General features: G+C 67.8%; 21 protein-coding genes and 1 pseudogene. 14 read left to right on the top strand and 8 right to left on the bottom strand.

Translation table 11 applies throughout. The features are described 5' to 3' along the window. The first annotated feature begins 103 nt into the window (after positions 1–103). The gene (locus AC5P76_RS09580) at positions 104–1,018 is read left to right on the top strand and encodes a hypothetical protein (protein WP_253118513.1); all 915 of its coding nucleotides are present in this window, start codon (positions 104–106) and stop codon (positions 1,016–1,018) included. Between the two features lie 93 nt (positions 1,019–1,111). Continuing rightward, complete coding sequence (locus AC5P76_RS09575) at positions 1,112–1,807, top strand: HAD family hydrolase (protein WP_197600020.1); 696 nt, start codon at positions 1,112–1,114, stop codon at positions 1,805–1,807. A gap of 45 nt (positions 1,808–1,852) precedes the next feature. Here AC5P76_RS09575 and AC5P76_RS09570 read toward each other — a convergent pair whose 3' ends face one another. Then, positions 1,853–2,278, bottom strand: a complete 426-nt coding sequence (locus AC5P76_RS09570) for a VOC family protein (protein ID WP_053515885.1) — start codon at positions 2,276–2,278, stop codon at positions 1,853–1,855. Positions 2,279–2,288: 10 nt separating this feature from the next. Further along, on the bottom strand, positions 2,289–2,750 hold the full coding sequence (locus AC5P76_RS09565; RefSeq protein WP_065182306.1) for a helix-turn-helix transcriptional regulator: 462 nt from the start codon (positions 2,748–2,750) through the stop codon (positions 2,289–2,291). A 204-nt stretch (positions 2,751–2,954) separates the two neighbouring features. On the opposite strand from AC5P76_RS09565, the gene AC5P76_RS09560 reads away from it, so the two are divergent. From AC5P76_RS09560 to AC5P76_RS09525, 8 genes are all read left to right on the top strand, one after another. Further along, on the top strand, positions 2,955–3,827 hold the full coding sequence (locus AC5P76_RS09560) for an NAD(P)-dependent oxidoreductase (RefSeq protein ID WP_253118514.1): 873 nt from the start codon (positions 2,955–2,957) through the stop codon (positions 3,825–3,827). Positions 3,828–3,923: 96 nt separating this feature from the next. Beyond that, entirely contained in the window at positions 3,924–5,063 is a 1,140-nt protein-coding gene (locus tag AC5P76_RS09555) for an SPFH domain-containing protein (RefSeq protein ID WP_065182307.1), read from the top strand. Positions 5,064–5,084: 21 nt separating this feature from the next. After that, a complete protein-coding gene (locus AC5P76_RS09550; RefSeq protein WP_180875227.1) occupies positions 5,085–6,437 on the top strand; it encodes a TFIIB-type zinc ribbon-containing protein in 1,353 nt (450 codons plus the stop codon). Further along, entirely contained in the window at positions 6,434–6,691 is a 258-nt protein-coding gene (locus AC5P76_RS09545) for a hypothetical protein (protein WP_053515893.1), read from the top strand. The genes AC5P76_RS09550 and AC5P76_RS09545 overlap by 4 nt, the downstream gene beginning before the upstream one ends. A gap of 136 nt (positions 6,692–6,827) precedes the next feature. Then, positions 6,828–7,439, top strand: a complete 612-nt coding sequence (locus AC5P76_RS09540; protein WP_065182310.1) for an AprI/Inh family metalloprotease inhibitor — start codon at positions 6,828–6,830, stop codon at positions 7,437–7,439. 70 nt (positions 7,440–7,509) lie between these two features. Then, entirely contained in the window at positions 7,510–8,469 is a 960-nt protein-coding gene (locus tag AC5P76_RS09535) for a cation diffusion facilitator family transporter (RefSeq protein WP_180875229.1), read from the top strand. 69 nt (positions 8,470–8,538) lie between these two features. Continuing rightward, the gene (locus AC5P76_RS09530) at positions 8,539–9,171 is read left to right on the top strand and encodes a DNA-3-methyladenine glycosylase (RefSeq protein ID WP_065176091.1); all 633 of its coding nucleotides are present in this window, start codon (positions 8,539–8,541) and stop codon (positions 9,169–9,171) included. Beyond that, on the top strand, positions 9,168–9,362 hold the full coding sequence (locus tag AC5P76_RS09525; RefSeq protein ID WP_111186911.1) for a hypothetical protein: 195 nt from the start codon (positions 9,168–9,170) through the stop codon (positions 9,360–9,362). Before AC5P76_RS09530 ends, AC5P76_RS09525 begins: the two co-directional genes overlap by 4 nt. Before the next feature lie 44 nt (positions 9,363–9,406). Here AC5P76_RS09525 and AC5P76_RS09520 read toward each other — a convergent pair whose 3' ends face one another. After that, positions 9,407–10,198 carry an exodeoxyribonuclease III gene (locus AC5P76_RS09520; protein ID WP_065182313.1) on the bottom strand — a complete coding sequence of 264 codons (792 nt, stop codon included), beginning with the start codon at positions 10,196–10,198 and terminating at the stop codon, positions 9,407–9,409. Positions 10,199–10,325: 127 nt separating this feature from the next. Beyond that, complete coding sequence (locus AC5P76_RS09515; RefSeq protein ID WP_253118515.1) at positions 10,326–11,435, bottom strand: DNA glycosylase AlkZ-like family protein; 1,110 nt, start codon at positions 11,433–11,435, stop codon at positions 10,326–10,328. Positions 11,436–11,496: 61 nt separating this feature from the next. On the opposite strand from AC5P76_RS09515, the pseudogene pip reads away from it, so the two are divergent. Next, positions 11,497–12,456, top strand: a pseudogene (pip, locus tag AC5P76_RS09510) (prolyl aminopeptidase). Positions 12,457–12,465: 9 nt separating this feature from the next. Here the strand turns inward: pip and AC5P76_RS09505 are convergent. From AC5P76_RS09505 to AC5P76_RS09490, 4 genes are read right to left on the bottom strand one after another with little or no spacing between them, the layout of a single operon-like run. Beyond that, positions 12,466–13,827, bottom strand: a complete 1,362-nt coding sequence (locus AC5P76_RS09505; RefSeq protein ID WP_065176097.1) for a heavy metal sensor histidine kinase — start codon at positions 13,825–13,827, stop codon at positions 12,466–12,468. Continuing rightward, on the bottom strand, positions 13,824–14,513 hold the full coding sequence (locus AC5P76_RS09500; RefSeq protein ID WP_053515914.1) for a heavy metal response regulator transcription factor: 690 nt from the start codon (positions 14,511–14,513) through the stop codon (positions 13,824–13,826). The genes AC5P76_RS09505 and AC5P76_RS09500 overlap by 4 nt, the downstream gene beginning before the upstream one ends. Next, positions 14,510–17,623 carry a multidrug efflux RND transporter permease subunit gene (locus AC5P76_RS09495; protein ID WP_111186906.1) on the bottom strand — a complete coding sequence of 1,038 codons (3,114 nt, stop codon included), beginning with the start codon at positions 17,621–17,623 and terminating at the stop codon, positions 14,510–14,512. The genes AC5P76_RS09500 and AC5P76_RS09495 overlap by 4 nt, the downstream gene beginning before the upstream one ends. Next, positions 17,620–18,801 (bottom strand): efflux RND transporter periplasmic adaptor subunit, encoded by a 1,182-nt coding sequence (locus tag AC5P76_RS09490; RefSeq protein ID WP_053515919.1) that lies wholly within the window; start codon positions 18,799–18,801, stop codon positions 17,620–17,622. The genes AC5P76_RS09495 and AC5P76_RS09490 overlap by 4 nt, the downstream gene beginning before the upstream one ends. A gap of 375 nt (positions 18,802–19,176) precedes the next feature. Here AC5P76_RS09490 and AC5P76_RS09485 point away from each other — a divergent pair, with 375 nt between their 5' ends. The 3 genes from AC5P76_RS09485 (at position 19,177) to AC5P76_RS09475 (ending at position 23,071) form a co-directional block, all read left to right on the top strand. Beyond that, complete coding sequence (locus AC5P76_RS09485; RefSeq protein WP_193395833.1) at positions 19,177–19,476, top strand: hypothetical protein; 300 nt, start codon at positions 19,177–19,179, stop codon at positions 19,474–19,476. A gap of 64 nt (positions 19,477–19,540) precedes the next feature. Beyond that, positions 19,541–22,300, top strand: coding sequence for a magnesium-translocating P-type ATPase (gene mgtA, locus AC5P76_RS09480; protein ID WP_253118516.1), 2,760 nt, complete (start codon positions 19,541–19,543; stop codon positions 22,298–22,300). A 30-nt stretch (positions 22,301–22,330) separates the two neighbouring features. Continuing rightward, positions 22,331–23,071, top strand: a complete 741-nt coding sequence (locus AC5P76_RS09475; protein ID WP_065176105.1) for an MgtC/SapB family protein — start codon at positions 22,331–22,333, stop codon at positions 23,069–23,071. The last annotated feature ends 12 nt before the right edge of the window (positions 23,072–23,083 follow it).

Genomic DNA, 23,083 nt, shown 5'->3' with positions numbered 1-23,083 from the left:
GGGCTTGAACATGAATGCGGCGTGCTAGGCTCGAGCGTGCCGATGCAGGCACACAGACAGCTCCCGGCCGGTGCCGGCAGATTCAATTGCCGAGAAGAGGTCAATGGCGAAATTCCCGTTCCGGATGGCCGCATGCGTGGCTGCACTGCTGGTCCTCCTGGCGATGACGCTTGTCGTCGCCTCGCGGCGGTCTGCGGACAGCACGCAACCACCCACGGCGAGCACCAGAGCCGAGGCTGCGCTGCACGGTGCGCCGGCGTCGGCAGCCGCCGCAGGTACCGGACAGGCCAGGCCCGTGCTTTCACCCATGGCGCGCTACCGCGAGGCGGCCCGCCTGGATCTGCTCATCGCCGACCTGGAGCAGCGCTCGCGAAGCGGCGACGCCGACGCCAGCCTGGCCCTGAGCCGGATCTACGACGAGTGCATGATGTCCCTCGACCCTACGGCACTCGCGACGATCGACATCCCGACTGCGCGCCGTGCGGCCCTGATACGCAGCCATGCCTGGTTGCAGAGGCGCTGTGCCGGGGTGTCGCTGCGCATTCTCGAGAGCATCAGGAACGTCCGGCACTACCGAAGCCTGGCCGCCCGGCAGGGCAGTCTGGTGGCCCAGATAGAAGAGCAGATCCCGCTTGCACGTTCTGATCTGTCCCTGGCCGATCACAGGACGCTGATTGAAGCCGTCCTCCTGCAGGAGGATGGCGAGGCGTACGTGGCTCTTTCCAACCTGATGGGTTCAACGGCGGCCGACCGACGCCAGCAGCTGCAGGCCGTTCCCGCCGGCAGCGAAGTGGCCGCAGCGGCGTGGATCCTCGCCGGATGCCGGCTCGGCGTCCCCTGCGGGATCGACTCTCCGCTGCTCAACCGCCTGTGCAGTCAGGCAGGCATGTGCGGGCCGGAGTCGGTCGAGGACCTGTTCACCAGCGACCTGCAGCCGGAAGACAGGGACGCTGCCCAGGCCGGGGCCGATGCGATCTTCGCGTTGGCGCATCGCATCGGACGGGAACCGGGCCTGTAGCCGGCGCGCCCTCGACATCCCATCCGCAGCCCGGCAACCCGGCGCTGCGCCAACCGGCGATAATGATGGGCTTTTCACTGGCAGGAGTTGTCGATGTCCCCCTACCCCTTCGATGCGGTGCTGTTCGACTGCGACGGCGTACTGGTGGATTCCGAGCCGCTGGTGGCCCGCGTGCTCTCCGAGATGCTGAGTGCGCGCGGCTGGCTGCTGACCCCCGCCCAGGCAGGCGAGGTCTTTCTCGGCAAGTCCGTCGCCGGATTGGCCGGCCTGATCGAGGAGCGCACGGGAAAACCCTTCACCGCCGAATGGCTGGAGGAATTCCGCCAGGAGCGCAATCGTGCCCTGGAGCGGGACCTGACCGCCATCGCAGGTGCCCCTGAAGCCGTGCGCGCCATCCACGCGGCCACCGGCGGCCGCATCGCCTGCGCGTCCGGTGCGGACCTGCACAAGGTCGAGCTGCAACTGCGCAAGGTCGGTCTGTTCGACGCCTTCGAGGGCCATGTCTTCAGCGGCCAGGACATGCCGCGCAGCAAGCCACATCCGGATGTCTACCTGGCCGCTGCCGCTTCGCTGGGCGCTGAGCCGCGAAGCTGTGCGGTGATCGAGGACACCGTGACCGGCGCTGCGGCCGGCGTGGCCGCGGGTGCCACCGTGTTCGGCTTCAGCGAGGGCGGGCCGCACCACAGCACCCCGGAGGCACTGCGCGCCGCAGGTGTCCATCGGGTGTTCCAGCGCATGGACGAGCTGCCGGCCTTGCTGGCCGCCCACGCGGCCGGCGCCGTGGCGTGATCCGGTCAACCGGATGCAGCGTGGGGCCGGCCCCGCGCCCGCGGCTCATGGCCGCCGCCTCGCATCGGACCGGGCCTCGATCATCTTCCAGCCATTGCCGGAAGGATCACGGAATCCGGCATCGACCGCGCCGTAGCGCTCGACCGGTTCCTGGGTGAACTCGACCCCGCGCTGTCGCCAAGCTTCGTAGGTGGCCCGGCAATCGTCCACCGCGAGCACCAGGGGCGGCATCGCCCCCTTGGCCAGCAGCTGCTGCAGGCTCGCCGTGGTGGCGGCGTCGTGGACCGGTGGGCCGGGCCGGAACAGGCCAAGCTGGACGCCGTCCTGCCCGGGGCTGCGGACCGTCAGCCAGCGGTAGTCACCGTTGCGCACATCGGTGTGCACCTCGAAGCCTAGCTTGCCGACGTAGAAGTCGAGTGCTTCATCCTGGTCGCGCACGTACAGGCCGACCACATTCACGCTGTTCGTCATGGGACCTCCCTCAGTCAGGGGCGACGTTAGCAGCGCTGTCGCGTCGCCGCTTCTCCAGAACTGCGGTCTTCAGGTCAGGGCGTCGCGCCGCGCGGGCGTGGCACTCCGGTACCCGACCCTGCGCCGCCACCCCTGCGCGCTCGCGTTCGCGGATGGCACCCGGGCTGGCGCCGGTGATGTCACGGAAGATGCGGCCAAAGGTGCCCAGGCTGACCCAGCCGGTCGCCAGCGCGATCTCGGTGATGGGCAGTTCGGTCTCGCGCAGCAGGGCAACCGCCCGCTCGATGCGCCGGCTGAGCAGGTAGCGATGGGGCGGTATGCCAAACGCCTGCTTGAAAGAGCGTGCGAAGTGCGCCACGGACACTGCGCTGACCTCGGCCAGACGGGCGACCGGCCACGGTTCGTGGCTGGCGCGGTCCATGCAGTCGCGGGCACGCAGCAACCGGCGCAGCAGTTCCGGGCTCTGGTTCATGGCCTCCCCGCATGCACGAGGCAGGGCCACGCATCCTCCGCGCACGCCACCCCTTCAATGGCGTGCGAGGATGCGGACAGGGGCGATGGGTGTCGGGCGGCCATGAACCGGCCCAGCCTGCGTCCCCGACTGCGCGCGGTCAATCCCTGCCGGTCGCCGGCGCCCTGCGGCATGATGGGCGCCTTGTCCCCAGCGGAAGCAGCCATGCCTGTCGGATTCATCGGGCTCGGAGTGATGGGAACGCCGATGGCGTCGCACCTGGCGCGGACGGGAAGCCAGGTACTGGGATGGTCGCGCTCGGGCCGCAACGACGCCGAGGCGGTCGCCGCCGGTGTCGAAGTGGCCGATGGCGTTGAAGACGTGTTCGCTGCCTGCGGCACGATCATCCTCATGCTCGCCAACGACGCGGCGATCGACAGCGTGCTGGCACGCGACAGCCCCGAATTCGCCGCCCGTGCTGCCGGTCGCCTGCTGATCAACATGGGGACCAGCTCCGCGTCCTATTCGCAGGCATTGGCACAACAGGTGCGCGCAGCCGGCGGGCGCTATGTGGAAGCCCCGGTATCCGGCTCGCGGGTGCAGGCCGAAGCCGCGCAGCTGGTCATCCTGCTGGCAGGTGAAGACGAGGACGTCGCACAGGCCTCCGCGCTGGTGGCGCCGCTGGGCAGGCAATGCGTTCCCTGCGGCAATGTTCCCGCGGCATTGCGCATGAAGCTCGCCGTGAACTTGTACCTGATCACGCTGGTGACCGGCCTGGCCGAGGCCGTGCATTTCGCCGAAGCGCACGGCATTCCGCTGGAGCGCTTCGCGCAGGTGCTCGATGCCGGCCCGATGGCCAGTGACGTTTCGCGGATCAAGCTCGACAAGATGGTGCGCGGCGACTATGCGGTGCAGGCGTCGATCACCGACGTGCTGAAGAACAGCCAGCTGGTGGCTGCGGCAGCACGCGACGCCGGCATCAAGGCACCGCTGATCGAGGCCAGCGATGCCCTTTTTGACCGCGCCCAGCGGCTCGGCCTGGGCGGGCTGGACATGGCCGCCGTGCTGCAGGCGCTGCGACGGCCGCCCGCCGCCTGATTCAGCAAGGGATGCCACGCCCGCCCCCGCCCGCTGCTATATTCAGGCGGGCTCGACAGGCATGGTGCCTGTCCACGCAACAACAGGGAGTTGGCCATGGGTCTGGTACAGGCGGTGAAGGGTGCGGTCGGTGGTGTGCTGGCCGACCAGTGGAAGGACTTCTACACCGTGCCCACCGGCCTACCGGCCACCGCAGCCCTGTTCGCTGCGGTCCCGCAGGGCACCAATGCCGGGCGCGGCTCCAATACCCACGGGTCGTCCAACATCATCAGCAACGGCTCGAAGATCGTCGTGCCCGAGGGCTACGGCCTGCTGCTGTTCCAGGACGGTGCGATCACCGCCTTCGTCGCCGAACCGGGCGGATACGAATGGCGCTCTGACGACCTGAACTCGCAGTCCCTCTTCGCCGGCGATGGCCTGGTCAGCACCTTCATCAAGCAGAGCTGGGAGCGCTTCAAGTTCGGTGGCCAGCCGGGAAGCCAGCAGGCCGCCTTCTTCGTCTCGCTGAAGGAACTGCCGGACAACCGTTTCGGCACCCAGTCGGAGATCTACTGGGATGACGGTTTCCTCAACACCCAGGTCGGCGCGGTCACCCGCGGTTCGTACACGCTGAAGATCGTTGATCCGATCCTGTTCGTGAAGAACTTCGTACCCGCAGCCTACCTGCAGCCGGGCAAGGTGTTCGACTTCACCGACCTGGACAACGCTGCCGCCACCCAGCTGTTCAATGAGGTGGTGGGCTCGCTGGCGCCGGCCTTCAGCCTGTACACCAACGATCCGGGCAAGGGCAACCGCATCACCCGGCTGCAGCAGGATTCGATCGGCTTCGCGCAGAGCCTGTCGGCCGCCGTCGAGCAGGCCTACCAGTGGCAGAGCGATCGCGGCCTGGCCATCGTCAAGACGGCGATCGTCTCCATCGAATACGACGCCACTACCCGCGAACTGCTCAAGACCGTGCAGCGCGCCGACGCGCTGGCCGGATCGCGCGGCAACTCCAACCTGCAGGCCAGTGTCGCCCAGGGCATCCAGTCCGCCGGCGAGAACGGCGGCGCGGCAGGCCTGGTGGGGGTCGGCATGGCATCGGGCATGTTCGGTGTCGGCGGCATGCAGCAGCCGGCCACCCCGGCCGCGGATGACCCGGTGGCCAAGCTGAAAAAGGCCAAGGAGATGCTGGACTTGGGCCTGATCACCCAGGATGACTATGATGCGTTGAAGGCCAAGGCGCTGGGCCTGTAACCCGCAGGACGCGAACCGCACATGTCAGATCCACGCAACGGACCGCCTCCGCTGCCCGCTTCCGGCCCTGTGACACCGCCGCCGTTGCCGGGGGCGGCGTTGGACGGTCCGGGCTCTCCGCGGGACGTCCCTCCCCCACCCGGCAGCTTCCCGCTGGACACCTCGCAGCTGCCGCAGGCGATCCGCGACGAAGTGGACGCCCCGGACCCGCTGGCCATTGACACCTCCGCCACCGAGTTGAAGGACGGCCTGAACCGGTGCCCGAAATGCGGCGCCACCGATATCCGGCCCAAGCTCGGCACAGACATCCTGGTCTGCCTGTACTGCCGTCACGAATGGCATGGCGCCCGGGTGGAAGAGGCATTCGGTCTGGGCGAGAACATCGACCAGCTGCGTGGCACCATCATTGCCAGCGGTGCACGCGACATCGATGCCGATGCGTCGGCGCTGATGAGCTTCAAATGCACCGGCTGCGGCGCCGAAGTCACGGTCAACACCGAGAGCACGATGACGGCGCGCTGCCACTGGTGCCGGCATGTGTTCGGCGTCAACGAGCAGATCGCCAATGGCGCGGTGCCGGATGCGGTACTGCCGTTCCACATCAGCAAGGACGATGCGGTTGCCCGCATCCGCCAGTTCGTCGACAAGCGCCGTCTGTTCGCCCTGAAAGCCTTCAAGGATCAGTTCACGCCCGAGAACGTGGTCGGCGTGTACCTGCCGTACATGATCGTGGACAGCAATGTCAGCGCCGTCGTGGCGGGCAAGGGCGAGATCCAGACCCGCCGATACACCGTGGGCAGCGAGAAGAACAAGCGCACCGTATACGATGCCGATGTCTACCAGATCGAGCGCCAGGTGAACTTCACCGTCGACGATCTGCCGCTGGAATCCTCTGCCGAGCGCGGCAATCTGGACATCAGTGCCAACACCAACAACATCATCAACACCATTCTGCCGTTCGACACCAAGAACGCGGTGAAATGGAACGCGTCCTACCTGGCCGGCTTCACGTCCGAGAAGCGCAATCTCGATGTCGAAACGCTGCGCCCGCGGCTGGAGGACCAGCTGCTGTCGATCGCGCGCGCACAGGTGGAAGCGTCGGTGCGTGGCTACAACCGGGGCGTCCGCTGGGAGCAGGAACAGCTGGACGTGCATGGCACCCGCTGGGTATCCATGTACCTGCCGGTCTGGCTGTACTCCTATCATCAGCCCGGCCGCAACGGCGGCATGCTGCACTACATCGCGGTGAACGGGCGTACCGGCGAAACCATGGGGAGCGTGCCCGTGCAGCAGTGGAAGATGCTGCTGGCAGCCCTTACGGCCGGCACGATCATCGAAGCAGTGGCAATCCTCATTCTGATGGCGACCGCATGAGCGACGACAGTGGCCTCTGGCTGTTGGCGGCAGGTCCGGCCGGCGCGACCGCGCTGTACTGGGCGCTGTACCGCTACTACCGCAATACCGACAAATCACACGCCTTCGAGCATGAAACCGAAGTGCAGGCCGCGCCCGTCAGCGGCTCGGACCAGAAGGTGGGCCAGGTGCGCGGCACCGAGGCCACCCGCATCGAGGGCGACAACGTCTACCAGTACCGACGACGCGTGGCGCGGCTGAAACCCAGGCCCTGAGGGCCGGGACCGGGGCGACGGGCACCGCCACGGTGCCCGCCATCGAGTGCCGTTGCGCAGCCCGCATGGCACCATCACGCGGTCTCCCACCCTGCCGGTCTCATGCTTTCCGGCTCGCCCTCCCGAGCATCCCGCCATGATCGCCCTGCTCCCGCGTACCTGCCTGGCCGCGCTGTGCTGCCTGTCCCTTCCCGTCATGGCCCAGGATGCATCCTTCGGCTTTGGCCAGCAGAGCACCGAAACCTCGCAGACCACCCAGACCTCGACCACCCAGAGCCAAAGCCAGCGCAGCGATGACACGGCCTTCGGCAGCAGCGGCTCGATGACCTCGCAGTCCAGCACCCATTCCCGGACGCATTCCGAATCGAACAGCGAGAGCACCGGCGTGGATCTGGAGATCGGCGTCCCCGATGACACCGATCGCTGGGGCCAGGAACGCCGCCATCCCCGCGATCTGCGTGACAGCGACCTGTTCGGCACGTGGACGCTGGGCGAGGAGAACGGGAACACCTGCACGATCGAACTGAAGAGCATGGAGTGGTTCGGCGGCTACAGCGCCTATGTGCCGGCGGGCTGTCCAGAGGGATTCTTCCCGGCCAACCGCTGGGTGCTTTCCGGTAACCAGTTGCTGCTGACCGACACCAGCAACACGGTGTACGGCCGTTTCCGTGCATCGGGTGGCGGACGGTGGTCTGGCTTTCGCGAGTCCGACGGCGCGCGGCTCTACCTGAATCCGAAGGGTCGCTGACGGACGCCCTGCACGCCCCGGGGACGGCAGCATCAGGAAGATCAGGCAACCTTCCTTGAACCGCCCTGCGATGTCCGCCCCCACCGGTCCCCGCCTCGTCATCTATGCCGCCCTGGCCGGCAACCTCGCCATTGCCGTGGCCAAATTCATCGCCGCTGGCATCTCCGGCAGTTCAGCGATGCTCAGTGAAGGCGTGCACTCGCTGGTCGACACCCTGAACGAAGTGCTGTTGCTGTACGGGCTGCGCAGGGCCGGCAAGGCGCCGGACACCGTGCATCCATTCGGCTACGGGCGCGAGCTGTATTTCTGGAGCTTCATCGTGGCCTTGCTGGTGTTTGCGGCGGGCGCGGGCGTGTCGGCATACGAGGGCATCCAGCACATCCGCCAGCCGGAACCGGCGACCCACCATGTGCTGAGCTACAGCGTGCTGGGCATTTCCATCCTCTTCGAAGGCGCGTCGTGGTGGGTGGCGCTGCGCGAGTTCCGCCGCACCAAGGGCAGGCTCGGCTATTTCGAGGCGTTCCGACGCAGCAAGGACCCGTCCACGTTCACCGTGCTTCTGGAGGACAGTGCAGCCCTGCTCGGTCTCGGATTCGCGCTGGCCGGGCTGGTCGCGGCGCAACTGCTGGACATGCCGGTCCTGGACGGCGTGGCCTCGCTGTGCATCGCCGCAGTTCTGGCGGTGACTGCGTTTCTGCTGGCACGCGAGACCAAGGGTCTGCTGGTGGGCGAGCCTGCCCATCCAGCGGTGGCCGAGCGCATCCTGGCCGTCGCCGAAACCGATGCCGATCTGCGCCGCGCCAATGGCGTGACCACCATGCAGATGGGCCCGGAGCAGGTGGTGGCCATGCTCAGCGCGGAGTTCGAGGATGATCGGCATACGCCGCAGATCGAGGCCTGCATCACCCGCATCGAAAACGCCGTCAAGCGTGAGTACCCGGAACTGGTGGCGCTGTTCGTCAAACCGCAGACGCCGGAAGTCTACGCCGCCCGGCGTGCGGCGCTTCGCGCGCCGCGTTCACCGGATTGACGCCGCGTCCGCATCCGCTTCACCCTGCCAGCGCCAGACTGATCCCCCGTTCGCCGACCCGCTACCGCCGTGCCTGACTGGCTGCCCGATCACTGGACGCTCCTACCGCGCCGCTTCTACCAGCGTCCGCCGCAGGAGGTCGCCCCCGAACTCCTGAATGCGCTGCTGATACGCAGCGATGGACGGGCGGCCCGTATCGTCGAGGTCGAGGCCTACGGCGGCAGCCAGGACCCGGCCGCGCACTCCTACCGGGGACCGACGCCGCGGACAGCCAGCATGTTCGGGGAGGCCGGGCATCTGTACGTGTACTTCAGCTACGGCATCCACTGGGGAAGCAACGTGGTGTGCGGGCAGGAACACGAGGGCGTGGCAGTCCTGCTGCGCGCAGCGGAGCCCGTGCAGGGCATCGACAGGATGCGGGAACTCAGGCCAGCCGCACGGCACGACCGCGATCTTGCCAGCGGCCCAGGCAAGCTGTCCCAGGCATTCGGCCTGGACAAGAGCTTCGACGGCGCCGATCTGGTGACGGGCAGCCACGGTGTGGTCATTGCCCGCGACGGCACACCTCCGCCGACGGACCCGGTCATCGGCCCGCGGATCGGCATCAGCCGCGCCGTCGACTTTCCGTGGCGCTGGCATGTCCGCGGCCATCGGCACGTCTCGGCACGCGCCCCCCGGCCTGCATCGGCAGCACGCAGATGACGCCGCTGGACCGGCCACTGCGGCGTGAACTGGAGATCGACGGCCAGCACTACACCCTGACGCTTGATCCGCAGGGCCTGAAGCTGGTGGAAAAAGGCCGGCGCAAGGGTGTGGTCCTGCGCTGGCGTGACCTGGTGTCAGGTGATGCTGCCCTGGCCGCCGCCCTGCAGGCATCGTTGCAGACGCGCTGAGCGGACGCCCCACCACAGTGCTGACGGACAACGCCGGATCCGGATCAGGTGCGCACCGTCACCCACGTTGGCGCGTGATCGCTGGCCTTGTCCTGCAGGCGCACCCAACGATCCACGCCTGCATCCACCAGGCGTGCCGCCAGGATCGGGTTCAGCAGCAGGTGATCGATGCGCAGTCCCCGGTCGCGCTCGGCATGCTGGCGGAAGTAGTCCCAGAATGTGTAGATCGTGCTGTCACCGTGCACGCTGCGCAGGGCGTCGGTCCAGCCCTGCGCGAGCAGATGCTCGAACTGCTCGCGCACCTCCGGCTGGAACAGCGCGTCGCGGCGCCATGCCTTCGGGTCGTACACATCGGCCTCGGTGGGGATGACGTTGAAATCGCCCAGCAGCACTGCAGGGTGCGGGAGATCGACGAGGCTGCGCGCGTGACGGATAAGGCGCTTCATCCAGCGCAGCTTGTAGTCGAACCTGGGGCCCGGCTGGGGATTGCCGTTGGGCAGGTAGAGACCACCCACGACGATGCCGTGCACCGCCGCTTCCAGATAGCGGCTCTGCACATCCGCCGGCTCGCCCGGCAACCGCCGCCGGCTTTCCACCGGCACCGCATCCCTTGCCAGCAGGGCCACGCCATTCCATCGCGCTTCGCCCAGCCACAGTGCACCGTAGCCGGCCTGTTCCAGCGCATCGGCCGGGAATGCAGCATCCGTGGCCTTCAGCTCCTGCAATGCGACCACGTCCGGCGATGTCCTGTCGAGCCAGGCAAGCAGATGGGGCAAGCGCGTGCCGATACCGTTGACGTTGAACGTGGCGATGCGCAGCGTCTTGCGGCGGGCCATGCAGAACTCCTGACGCCGGCGGGCAGAGCTACCACTGTGCCTGCGCCGTCATGCAGGCGCCGTCGAGGTCATCGAAACGACGCTCGGCGATCATCGCGAACGCGCCCACAGCAGCCTGCTGCGAGCGCTACCCGGCCCCGCGCCCGCCTGCCAGAAACAGCGCCATGCGCTGCAGCTCGTCCTCCAGCGCACTGCGGAACAGCCGGTCGCGCGCCAGTGAGCGCCCCGCATAGCCGAGCGATGGCTCAAGCTGGCCGTCGCGGACGGTCACATTGGCCCACCCCACCACCTGCTCGCGCCACAACATCGGCAGCGCGTAGTAGCCATACTGGCGCTTGGGCGCCGGCGTGTAGGCCTCGAACCTGTAGACCCAGCCCCACAGCAGCTCGAACCGCCGGCGGTCCCAGACCACCGGATCGAACGGCGCCAGCAGGCGTACCTGCTCGTCCGGCGCATGCCGTCGTGAGCGCGGATTCTCGTCCGCCGGCCAGTACCACGTCGTGCCCTCCACGGTAGCGCTCGCCAGCTGCTCCTTCGCCAGCTTCAGCGCCTGCCGGGTCTGCTCGGCCAGATGCGGTGCGCCGTAGCCCAGCAGCCGGGCCAGGTAGGTCAGGCTGGCCGATGGAAGCGGCGCGTACTTGCGCACGATCAGCGCGACCAGTGCAGCCGCGCGCCGCACGCGCCCGTCCTCGCTGTCCTCCGCCGGCGCATGCTCGGCCACGCTGTAGATGCGCGTTCCGCTGTCGCGCCGCTGCACCCGCAGCAGGCCGCGATAGTGCATGCCCTCCAGCAGATGCGTGCTGGCGTTGCTGGTGCCGCCCCAGTAGTTGGTCACCCGGCCGTGCGCGAACGCCTGGTCGACCTCGCGCGGATGCACGCTGCCACGTTCGCGCACGAACGCCAGCACATCCGCCGCACGGCGTTCGGTGTCCGCGTCCCATGCACGCCGGGCCACGCGGGGATGCATCAACACCAGGTACTCGCGCGGCAGGAAGCCGTAGTTGACCAGGCAGTCCTCCTCTACCGGCAGGCGCGGGTAACGCCGCTCGAGGTCACCGGCCCGATAGTCCCTCACCCGATGCCGCAGTGTCAGATCCTGTGCCCGGGCCGGCGCGCGGATCGGATCGGCCTGTACGAAGCCCAGCCGCCGGATCGCGGCCATCAACGTTGTTGGCGGGAACAGGGTGCGCGCCACCGCGTAGCGGCGCAGGTCGTCGAGAGTGGGCTGCCTGGACATGACGCCATTGTAGGCGCGCGCCGGGGGTATGCTGTCAGGCCCCGGTCCACTGACGTCCATCATGCGCACGCTGTATCCCCCGATCACGCCCTATCGCGAGCACACTCTGCCCGTGAGCACGCTGCACACCCTGCATGTCGAAGAGTGCGGGACGCCCGACGGCATTCCGGTGGTGTATCTGCATGGCGGTCCCGGTGCCGGCATCTCACCCACGCATCGTCGCTTCTTCGACCCGGCGCGGTACCGCATCGTGCTGATCGACCAGCGCGGCAGCGGCCGTTCCACCCCGTTCGGCGAACTGCGCGACAACACCACGCAGGAACTGGTGGCCGATATCGAGAAGGTACGTGAGCACCTCGGTATCGAGCGCTGGCTGGTGTATGGCGGCTCCTGGGGCTCGACGTTGTCGCTGGCGTACGCGCAGGCCCATCCCGCCCGCGCCACCGGCCTCATCGTGCGCGGCGTGTATCTGGGGCGGGACATCGAGAACCAATGGTTTTCCGAGCCGCAGGGCGGTGCGCGCTGGATATTTCCGGAGCGCTGGGACCGCTATGAGGCGCACATTCCCGAAGATGAGCGCGGCAACCTGCTGCAGGCGTACTGGACACGCCTGGACAGCCCGGACCCCGCCATCCGCATTGCTGCCGCAACGGCGTGACTGGGCTGGGAGGACAATGCTGCGACCCTGCAGCACGAGGTGTCCGCCGAATCCAGCAGCGACCCGATGGATACCCTGGCCAAGGCCCGGATAGAAGCGCACTACTTCCGCAACGGGGCCTTCCTTGAGCCCGGCCAGCTGCTGCGCGATGTGGAGCGGATCCGCCACCTCCCGGCGGTGATCGTACAGGGCCGCTACGACATCATCTGTCCGCCACGCAGCGCGTGGGAACTGGCCAAGGCGTGGCCGGAAGCCAGGCTGGAGATGGTGATTGCCGGCCACAGTGCTAACGAAGCGGCCACGACCGACGCGCTGGTGCGCGCGACCGACGACTTCGCTGACCGTTTCGGCCAGCCCGGCTGAATCGTTCCTTCACCGTGCCACGGTGAAGCCGACCGTCGTCAGACCGTCCGAACTGGCCACGAACACTTCGCCGCCATGCAGTGCGGCGATGGCCTTGACGATGGACAACCCCAGCCCGTGATGGCGCTCGCCCCGATACTCACGGGCCTGGTCGACCCGGTAGAAGCGCTCGAACAGCAGGGGCAGATGCTCGGCGGCGATGCCGTTGCCTTCATTCAGCACGGCCACCCGCACGCCGTCGCCTTCGGACTGCAGCTGCACACGCACGTCGCTGCCTGGACGCGCGTGCTGCACGGCGTTGTGCAACAGGTTGGTCAGCGCGCGGCGGAACAACGACGGATCGATGCGGGCGGTGGCGTCGCCTTCGACATGCAACGTCAGCTGGGCCTCTTCGAACAGGAATTCCATGAATTCACCGGCGGTGGCGACCTCGTCTGCCAGCTGGACCTGACGCGTTTCCACCGCGATATCGCCCTGGCCGGCCCGCGACAGGAACAACATATCGTTGACGATCGCACGCAGGCGCTCCAGTTCCTCCAGGTTGGACTGCATGACCTCCTGCAGCGCCGCCACATCACGCGGACGGGACAGGGCCACCTGGGTCTGTCCCATCAGATTGGCCAGGGGGGTGCGCAGCTCGTGCGCGACGTCCGCGTTGAACCCGTCCAGCCGCGTGTACGCTGCCTCCAACCGATCCAGCGCGCCGTTGAAGGCCTGCGTGAGGTGGCCCAGTTCGGCCGGCAGTCCCTGCGCGGCCAGGCGCTGCGACAGCCGCTGCGGGCTGAGCGAGCGTGCCTCGTTGGACAGCGCCCGCAGCGGGGCCAGCCCCAGCCGGGCGATCCAGTAGCCAAGCCCGGCCACCAGCAGCACGCCCAGCCCGCCGGCCACCCACAACGCAACGCCGAAGCGCTGCAGCGCCTGCGTGTAGGGCTCCGAGTCGATGCCGATCCACAGGTCCACATCCGGTCGCGCACCCTTGCCCGGCACCCGTTCATACAGCGTGCGCAGCGGGTGCCCACCCTCACGCGGCAGCGTACCCATGCCGTTGTCGCCCTTGCCGGGGGCCTGCACCTGCGGCTCTGCCTGGCCGATGCGGAATGTGGGGTTCTCGCTCCATGCCCAGACCAGGGTGTCGCGGTCCCCGGAGATCAGGTTGCCGACCTTCTCGCGCACCTTGTTCCAGCGCTCGGTGCTGTCGCACATCGCGACGCTGCCACTGACCGCGTGCAGCTTGGTCTGCAGTTCCGCATGCTGGTAGCGCACCACCTGCCGCTCCAGCACGCCATAGACGCCCACGCCCAGCAGAGCAAACACCAGCAATGCGGCCAGCGCGAACATCGCCGACAGGCGCTGGGCGATCGACATCCTCATCCCCGCCCACCCTCGTCCTCGCGCACTTCCAGCACGTAGCCCATGCCGCGCACGGTATGCAGCAGCTTGCTCGGGTAAGGGCCGTCGATCTTGCCGCGCAGGCGCTTGATCGCCACTTCGACCACATTGGTATTGCTGTCGAAATTGATGTCCCAGACCTGGGCGGCGATCACCGTCTTGGACAGGATCTGGCCCCGCCGCTGTGCCAGCAGCGCCAGCAGCGCGAACTCCTTGCCGGTCAGGTCCAGCCGCGAGCCATCGCGGTAGGCCCGCCGGGCCAGCAGGTTCACCTGCAGATCGCCCACCTGCAGTTCGGTCGGCTCCTGCTGGCGCCCACGCCGCACCAGGGCCTGCAGCCGCGCCAGCAGTTCGATGAACGAGAACGGCTTGACCAGGTAGTCGTCGGCGCCCTGCCCCAGGCCGTGCACGCGATCATCCACGCGGTCCCGCGCGGTCAGCATGATCACCGGTGTCTGCTTGCTGCGGCGCAGCTCGCGCAGCACGCTGAAGCCATCCATGCCCGGCAGCATCACATCCAGCACGATCACGTCGTAGTCGAACTCGCGCGCCAGATGCAGGCCGGTGACACCGTCCGCAGCCAGATCCACCGCCCAGCCCTGCTCGCCCAGGCCGGTGCGCAGGTAATGGGCGGTCTTGCCTTCATCTTCCACGATCAGCAGTTTCATCCAGGGTCCGCCAGGGCAGCGCCCGCCGCCTCCCTGCGCTCGCGGCGACGCTGCAGGAACAGGCGGTCCAGGGCCAGGTAGATCACCGGGGTACTGTACAGGGTCAACAGCTGGCTGATCAGCAGGCCACCGACCACCGCCACGCCCAGCGGCTGGCGCAGTTCCGAACCCGTACCGAAACCGATCATCAGCGGAATGGCACCCAGCAACGCGGCCAGCGTGGTCATCATGATCGGGCGGAACCGGGTCAGGCAGGCCTCATGGATCGCCTCCAGCGGCGCCAGCCCGCGGTTGCGCTGTGCGTCGAGGGCGAAGTCGACCATCAGGATGCCGTTCTTCTTGACGATGCCGATCAGCAGCACGATGCCGATCAGCGCCATGATCGAGAAGTCCAGCCCCCACAGCCAGAGCATCAGCACCGCGCCGATGCCGGCCGACGGCAGAGTGGACAGGATGGTCAGCGGGTGCACGAAACTCTCGTACAGCACGCCGAGGATGATGTAGACCGCCAGCAGGGCCGCGAGGATCAGCAGCGGCTGGCTGGCCAGCGACTCCTGGAAGGCCTGTGCCGTGCCCTGGAAGCGGCCGCTGATGCTGGCAGGCATGCCGATCTGCGCCTGCGCCTGCTCCACCAGGCCGACCGCTTCGCCCAGTGAAACGCCGGGGGCCAGATTGAAGGACAGGTTCACCGCCGGCAGCATGCCGTTATGGCTGATCGACAGCGGACCATTGCCCGGGGGCTGCACCTGGGCCACGGCCGACAGCGGCACCATCTGCCCGGTCAGTGGCGAACGCAGGTGGAAGTAGGACAGCGCATCGACCTGCCCCAGCATGCCCGGCGCGATTTCCAGGATGACCCGGTACTGGTTGGTTTCGGTCTGGAACTCGTTGATCTGGCGCTGGCCGAAGGCATCGTAGAGCACCTGGTCGATGTCGTTGGCGGTCAGGCCGAAGCGCGCCGCTGCCGTGCGGTCGATCTCCAGCCGGGTCACGCTGGCGCCGACCTGCTGGTCATTGGACACGTCACGCAGCTGCGGCAGGCCCCGCAGCCGCTCGGTCAGCTGCTCGGCCCACTGCGACAGCTCGCGGCTGTCCTGTCCGCGCAGGGCATACTGGTACTGCGTCCGCGCCGGCCCGGCGCCGAGATTGATGTCCTGCGCCGCGCGCATGTACACGGTGATGCCGGGCACGCTGGCCATCTTCGCCCGCACCCGGTCAATGAAGCCGTGCACGTCCACATCGCGGTCGCCGCGGTCCTTCAGCACGAACCAGAAGCGGCCGTTGGACAGCGTCTGGCTGCCGGCAGTGGCGCCGACCGCGTGGTTGTAGGCCTGCAGGGCCGGATCATCCGCAACGATGCGCGCGAGCTGCTGGTGCTTGGCCACCATGTCCTCGTAGCCGATGTCCTGCGCCGCCTCGGTGGTGGCGAACACGAAGGCGGTGTCCTGCAGGGGGAAGAAGCCTTTGGGAATCACTATGTACGAGGCCACCGCCACCGCCACGGTCAGGCCGAAGCCCGCCAGCACCAGCCGCTGGCGGCGCAGGGCCCATTGCAGGCTGCGGTCGTAGCCGGCCAGCAGGCGCCCGGCCAGGGTCCGCTCGCTGTCCCGGTGCGCCGGCATGCGCTTCATCAGGTGCGCGGCCATCATCGGTGCCAGGGTCAGCGAGGCGACGATGGAAATCAGGATCGCCACGGTGATGGTCAGCGCGAACTCGGCGAACAGGCGCCCGACCACCCCGCCCATGAACAGCAGCGGGATGAAGGCGGCAATCAACGACAGGCTGATCGAGACCACGGTGAAGCCGATTTCGCCGGCGCCCTTCAGGGCGGCGTCCACCGGACCGAGCCCGGCCTCGCGGTGACGGTGGATGTTCTCCACCACGACGATCGCGTCGTCGACCACGAAGCCGACCGCAACCACCAGTGCCACCAGGGTCAGGTTGTTGAGGCTGAAGCCGGCCACGTACATCGCGGCGAAGGTCGCCACCAGCGCGACCACCAGTACCGCGCCGACGATCAGCGTGGCGGAAAGCTGGCGCAGGAACAGGCCCATCACCAGCACCACCAGCACGATGGTCAGTACCAGGGTGAGCTCCACCTCGTGCAGCGACGCGCGGATGGTGCGCGTACGGTCGTTGAGCACCTCCACATCGACGCTGGCCGGGAGGTTCGCGCTCAGTTCCGGCAAGGCGGCCAGCACCGCATCGGTGGTGCGCACGATGTTCGCGCCGGGCTGCCGGCTGATGATCAGGCCGACCCCAGGCTGGCCGTTCGGCCACGCCTGCACGTAGGCATTCTCGGCGCCGTCGATCACCTGCGCGACATCACCCAGCACCACCGGTGCGCCGTCACGATAGGCAACGACCAGGCGCCGGTAGTCCTGGGCACTGAACAGCTGGTCGTTGGCTTCGAAGGTGGACGTGCGCTGCTCGCCCATCAGTGCACCCTTGGCCTGGTTGAGGCTGGCGTTCTGCGCCACGCCACGCAGGTCGGACAGGGTCAGGCCCATCGCCGCCAGCCGCTCCGGCTGGGCCTGGATGCGGATCGCCGGACGCTGCTGGCCGACGATGCCGACCTCCGAAACGCCGCTGATCTGGCTGATCGAGCGTGCGAGGCGGCTCTCGGCCAGATCGCTCAATTCGGTCATCGACATCTGGGTCGACACCACGCTGAGCACCAGGATGGGACTGTCGGCCGGATTCACCTTGCGCCAGGTCGGCATGTTCGGCAGTTCACTGGGCAGGCGGCCGGCGGCGGCGTTGATCGCCGCCTGCACTTCCTGCGCGGCCGTGTCGATGTTCTTTTCCAGATCGAACTGCAGGGTGATCGAAGTGCTGCCCAGTGCACTGGTCGAGGTCATCTCGATGATGCCGGGCACGCCCGTCAGCTGGGTTTCCAGTGGCGTGGCCACCGCCGAGGCCATGGTCTCGGCGCTGGCACCGGGCAGATTGGCATTGACCCGGATGGTCGGGAACTCAGCCTCCGGCAACGGCGCCACCGGCAGGCGCGGCAATGCTGCCACGCCCAGCAGCACCACCGCCAGGGTCAACAGGGTCGTGGCGACCGGGTGATGAACGAACCAGCTGGACAGCGAGGTGCGCGCGCTCATGGTGCCGCCCCGCGCCGGACCGCTGCAGGCGCCGCGGCGGGTTTGGCCTCGGCCACCACCGTGCCCGGCCGCAGCCGCGACTGTCCATCGCGTACCACCACATCGCCGACCCGCAACTCACCCTGCACGACCACCTGCCCGCCGTCCTGTTCACCGACCGTGACCGGCAGCGATTCCACGCTGCCATCAGCGACCACGCGGTAGACGAAGCTGCCCTGCACGCCACGCTGGATCGCCGCGGCATCCAGCACCAGCGCGCCCGTGCTCTGGCCGGTGCGCACCCGCACGCTGACCAGCTGTCCGGGCCACAGCTGGTCGGACGCATTGCTGAAGCGCGCGCGCAGCCGCACCGTACCGGAGGCCTCGTCCACCTGGTTGTCGATCACCTGCAACGTGCCCTCAGCCAGCAGCTGGCCACCCTCGCGGTCCAGTGCCTGCACCTGTGCGCCGCCTGCGGCGAGCGCCTGTCGCAGCTGCGGCAGCGCGTCCTGCGGCAGCGCGAACACCACCGAGATCGGATCGGTCTGCTGCACGGTCACCAACCCCTGCGTGTCACTGGCGCGCACCAGATTGCCCGGATCCACCTGGCGCAGACCGATGCGGCCGTCCATCGGCGCCACGATGCGCGTATACGAGAGCTGCACCTGCGCTGCGTCCACCGCAGCCTGGTTGCCGCGGCCGGTGGCCTGCAACTGCTGCACGGTGGCGGCCTGCTGCTCCAGCATCTGCCGCGACACCAGCTGGTCGCTGGACAGATGCTGCAGCCGTGACAGATCCGAGCGCGCCGCGTCCAGCGTGGCGCGGTCGCGCACCAGCGCCGCCTGTGCACCGCCCAGACCGGCACGGATGGCGCGATCATCGATACGCGCGAGCAGTTGCCCCTTGCGCACCTTCTGCCCTTCCTCGAACAGCACTTCGGTCAGCACGCCATCCACCTGCGGGCGCAGCACGGTGCTCTGCAGCGACTGCACCGTGCCGACTCCGCTTCGCCAGTGCGGGACATCACGCTGCTCGACGCGCGTGGTGACCACCGGTACCGGTGGCGGTGCCGCGCTGGGCTGTGCGTCGCCGCGGGAAACGCCGTGGAACAACATCGCCAGCAACAGGGCAACCAGCAGTGCCGCTCCCAGCGCGAGGTGGCGGCGGCGCAGCAGCGCAGTGACATCAGGCAATCGCATGGCAGGGGGTCCAATCCGGTGCCCGCGCCGGTCTGCGCAGGCCTGCCGCCATCCTGGGTGGCAACCTCCGGCACCATGCTGTCGCCTGCCTGACAATTCCGTCAGCTTCGACTGCGGCCGCTATACCAAGGTATAGCGAAGCTAACCCACGGGCCTCTAGGCCGTGCCCGGCCAGCGGCCGACAATGGCACCACCGCCGGGAAACGCGCCCGGCAGCCCCTTCCCACCTGCACGGAGACGCCGATGGATCCCGACCCTGCCGGGCGCAACGCGCCCCTGCCTGCCTGTTTCCGCCCGTACCTGGCGCCTGGCGGCCGGTCCCTGCCTGCGTGAGTGCGGGGGGCCGCCAGGCGCACCTGCCTGGAGAGTGCCCCCATGTTCTGCAAGACCCTCTACATCACCCTGCGCCGCCTGATGGGTACGCGCGATGTCACCGCCCTGCGCAGCCAGCTGTGGGTGCATGGCCCAGTGCTGTTTGCCCGTTCGCTGGCGCTGGGCTCGCCACGCGTGGTGGCCGACGTCCTTTCGTTGCTGCCGATCAGCGAGCGCATCAGCGTCCTGCGCCATCTGCCCTACCCCCTCCGCGACGCGATGAAGCCGCTGTGCATCGGCGGCAGCCAGCGCCTTCGCATGCAGCCCTGGTCGCCTGACGTACTGGCCCTGCGCTCCGCCTGAACGGCGACGCGACGCCCTGCCCCCTGCGTGCCGGTCCTGCGCCGGCCCCATCAAGGAGTTCCCCATGAGCCTGCTCAATGCCTGGTTCAACGCTTTCCTGCGCAGCCGGCGCGCCGGCAACCTGTTCCGGCGCCGGGCGATGCCCGAAGCCGGCTTCGGTCCCGGCAACAGCGGGAGCGTACCGTTCAACCTCACCGCCGGACTGGTCACCTTGGCGCAGCTCGATGAAGCGCACCTGCTGAGCAGGCTGGACTCGCACGCCGATGGCCTGGGCCAGCACGAGGCGGACTTACGGCTGGCCGCCCTCGGCCCGAACGAAGTCGATCACGAAAAGCCGCTGCCGTGGTGGCGCCACCTGTGGCAGTGCTACCGCAATCCGTTCAACCTGCTGTTGACCGTGCTGGCAGCGGTCTCCTGGCTGACGGAGGATGCGAAGGCCACGGTGGTGATCGCCGCGATGGTGCTGTTGTCCACCCTGATCCGCTTCGTCCAGGAAGGGCGTTCCAACCGCGCCGCTGAACGGCTGAAGGCACTGGTGGGGAACACGGCGCGTGTACTGCGGCGCACCCCTGGAACGGAAGCGGCAGACCTGGCCGATCAGTACTTCGGTGCGCACCTGCACAGCCGGCGGCCCTCACGGCTGCTGGACCTGCCGATCCGCGAGCTGGTACCCGGCGATCACCTCGTGCTCTCGGCCGGCGACATGATTCCGGCCGACTGCCGGGTGCTGTCGGCCAAGGATCTGTTCGTGGCCCAGGCGGCCATGACCGGGGAATCACTGCCGGTGGAGAAGTTCGCCCATCCGGGCGATGCGCAGGCCGGCCTGCTCGATCAGCACAACCTGCTGTTCATGGGTACCAACGTGGTCTCCGGCACGGCCACCGCGGTGGTACTGGCTACCGGCAACCGCACCTATTTCGGCACTCTGGCCGAGCGCAGCATCGCCAGCGACCGTGCACCCACGGCCTTCCAGGCCGGGGTCAACAGTGTCAGCTGGCTGCTGATCCGCTTCGCCCTGGTGATGGTGCCGTTCGTGCTGCTGGTCAATGGCTGGACCAAGGGTGACTGGACCGAAGCCTTCCTGTTTGCCCTGTCGGTGGCGGTCGGCCTGACCCCGGAAATGCTGCCGATGATCGTCACCTCCACCCTGGCCAAGGGGGCGGTGCTGCTGTCGCGCCGCAAGGTGATCGTCAAGCGCCTGGACGCCATCCAGAACTTCGGTGCCATGGACGTGCTGTGCACCGACAAGACCGGCACGCTCACCCAGGACCGGATCGCCCTGGAACGGCATACCGACGTGTTCGGCCGTGACTCGGAAGACGTGCTGAAGTTCGCCTATCTCAACAGCCACTTCCAGACCGGCCTGATCAATCTGCTGGACCGCGCCGTGCTGGAGCACGTGGAACTGCAGAGCTCGCTGCGCCTGAGCCAGGACTACCGGAAGGTGGACGAGATACCGTTCGACTTCGAGCGCCGCCGCATGTCGGTCGTGGTATCCGAATGCGGGAATCACCATGAGCTGATCTGCAAGGGCGCGGTCGAGGAGATGCTCGCGGTGTGTTCCACCGTGCGCGAGAACGGCCACGACATGCCACTGGACGAACGGCGGCTGGCGCGGGTCCGGCAGACCACCGAGGAACTGAACGAACAGGGCCTGCGGGTGGTGGCGGTGGCGATGAAGGAAACCAGCGCGCAGCAGGCGACCTACACCCAGTCCGACGAATGTGGACTGACCCTGATCGGCTACGTGGCCTTTCTTGATCCGCCCAAGGAATCGGCTGCACAGGCACTGCAGGCACTGGCGATGCATGGCGTCGAGGTCAAGGTGTTCACCGGCGACAACGAACTGGTCACCGCCCGTGTCTGTGCCCAGGTCGGACTCGACGCGGACACGATCCTGACCGGCCCGCAGATCGAACGCATGGGCGATGAAGCGCTGGCACACGCCCTGCAGCACCACCGCGTGTTTGCCCGCCTGACGCCGCTGCACAAGGAACGACTGGTACGCCAGCTGCGCGCGCAGGGCAAGGTGGTCGGCTTTCTCGGCGACGGCATCAATGATGCGCCCGCGCTGCGCGCCGCCGACATCGGCATCAGCGTCGACAGCGCCGTGGACATCGCCAAGGAAGCGGCCGACATCATCCTGCTGGAAAAGAACCTGATGGTGCTGGAGGAAGGCGTGATCCAGGGCCGGCGCACCTTCTGCAACATGCTCAAGTACATCCGCATGACCGCCAGCTCCAACTTCGGCAACGTGTTCTCGGTGCTGGTAGCGTCCGCCTTCCTGCCGTTCCTGCCGATGCTGCCGCTGCAGCTGCTGGTGCAGAACCTGCTGTACGACGTTTCGCAGATTGCCATTCCGTTCGACAACGTGGACGAGGAACTGGTGCGGCAGCCGCTGAAATGGAACCCGGCGGACATCGGCCGCTTCATGGTGTTCTTCGGACCGATCAGCTCGGTCTTCGACCTCAGCTGCTTCGCCCTGATGTGGTACGTGTTCGACGCTCGCACACCCGCCGACCAGGGCCTGTTCCAGTCAGGCTGGTTCGTCGTCGGCCTGCTGACCCAGACCCTGATCGTGCACATGATCCGCACGCCGAAGCTGCCGTTCCTGCAGAGCATCGCCGCGCCACCGCTGCTGCTGATGACGGGACTGATCATGGCCCTGGGCGTGATCCTGCCGATGAGCCCGCTGGCCGCCTACTTCAGGCTGCAGGCACTGCCGGCAGGGTACTGGCCGTTCCTGGTGGCGATCCTGTTCGGCTATGCCGCACTGACCACTGCACTGAAGAAGCTCTACATCCGTCGCTACGGCTGGCAGTAGGCGTTGCCGGCCGTGCCTGGGGAGATCCTGATGTCCGCCATCAACCTGAACCTGCCCGCGTTCAACGCCGGCGCCACGCTCGGCTCGCTGCTGAGCCTGTCCACCGCCTTCGTCCTCGGTGCCGCCATCGGCCTGGAACGCCAGCTGCGCCAACGTACCGCAGGGCTGCGCACCAACACGCTGGTAGCCGTCGGCGCGGCGGTGTTCGTCGACCTGGCTGTCCGTTTCCACGACCTGTACGGCGGGCCGCCGTCGCCGCTGCACGTGGTCGCCTACGTGATCTCCGGTGTCGGCTTCCTGGGCGCGGGCGCGATCATGAAGGAGGGCGCGCAGGTCTCGGGCCTGAACACCGCCGCCACCCTGTGGGGCTCGGCGGCAGTGGGGGCCTGTGCCGGCATCAAGCTGTTGCCGGAGGCGGTGATGGCCACGCTGTTCGTGCTCGCCGCCAACACGCTGCTGCGGCCGGTGGTCAACCGCATCCAGCGGCAGCCCTTGCCGGAGACGTTCAGCGAAGCCGTCTATGCCATCAATGTCGTCTGCCAGCGCGAACAGCAGGCCGAGGTACTGGATCGCCTGCTGCTGTTGCTGGAACAGGCCCAGTACCCCGTGCGCGCGGTGGACCACCATCCGTTCGGCGAGCGCGATGTGGAGATCGAAGCGGTACTGTATGCCACCACCGCCGATGGCGACGAGCTGGATGCGGTCCTGGCGGCGTTATCCACCACGCCCGGCGTCCTGCAGGGGTTCTGGAATGCCAGCCTGGAGGAGTGACGCGAGATCATC

The sequence above is a fragment of the Stenotrophomonas sp. YJH_SMC_36 genome, assembly GCF_059369935.1.
Note: the sequence above shows the minus strand (reverse complement) of the source record. Positions and strands in the feature narration are given on the sequence as shown.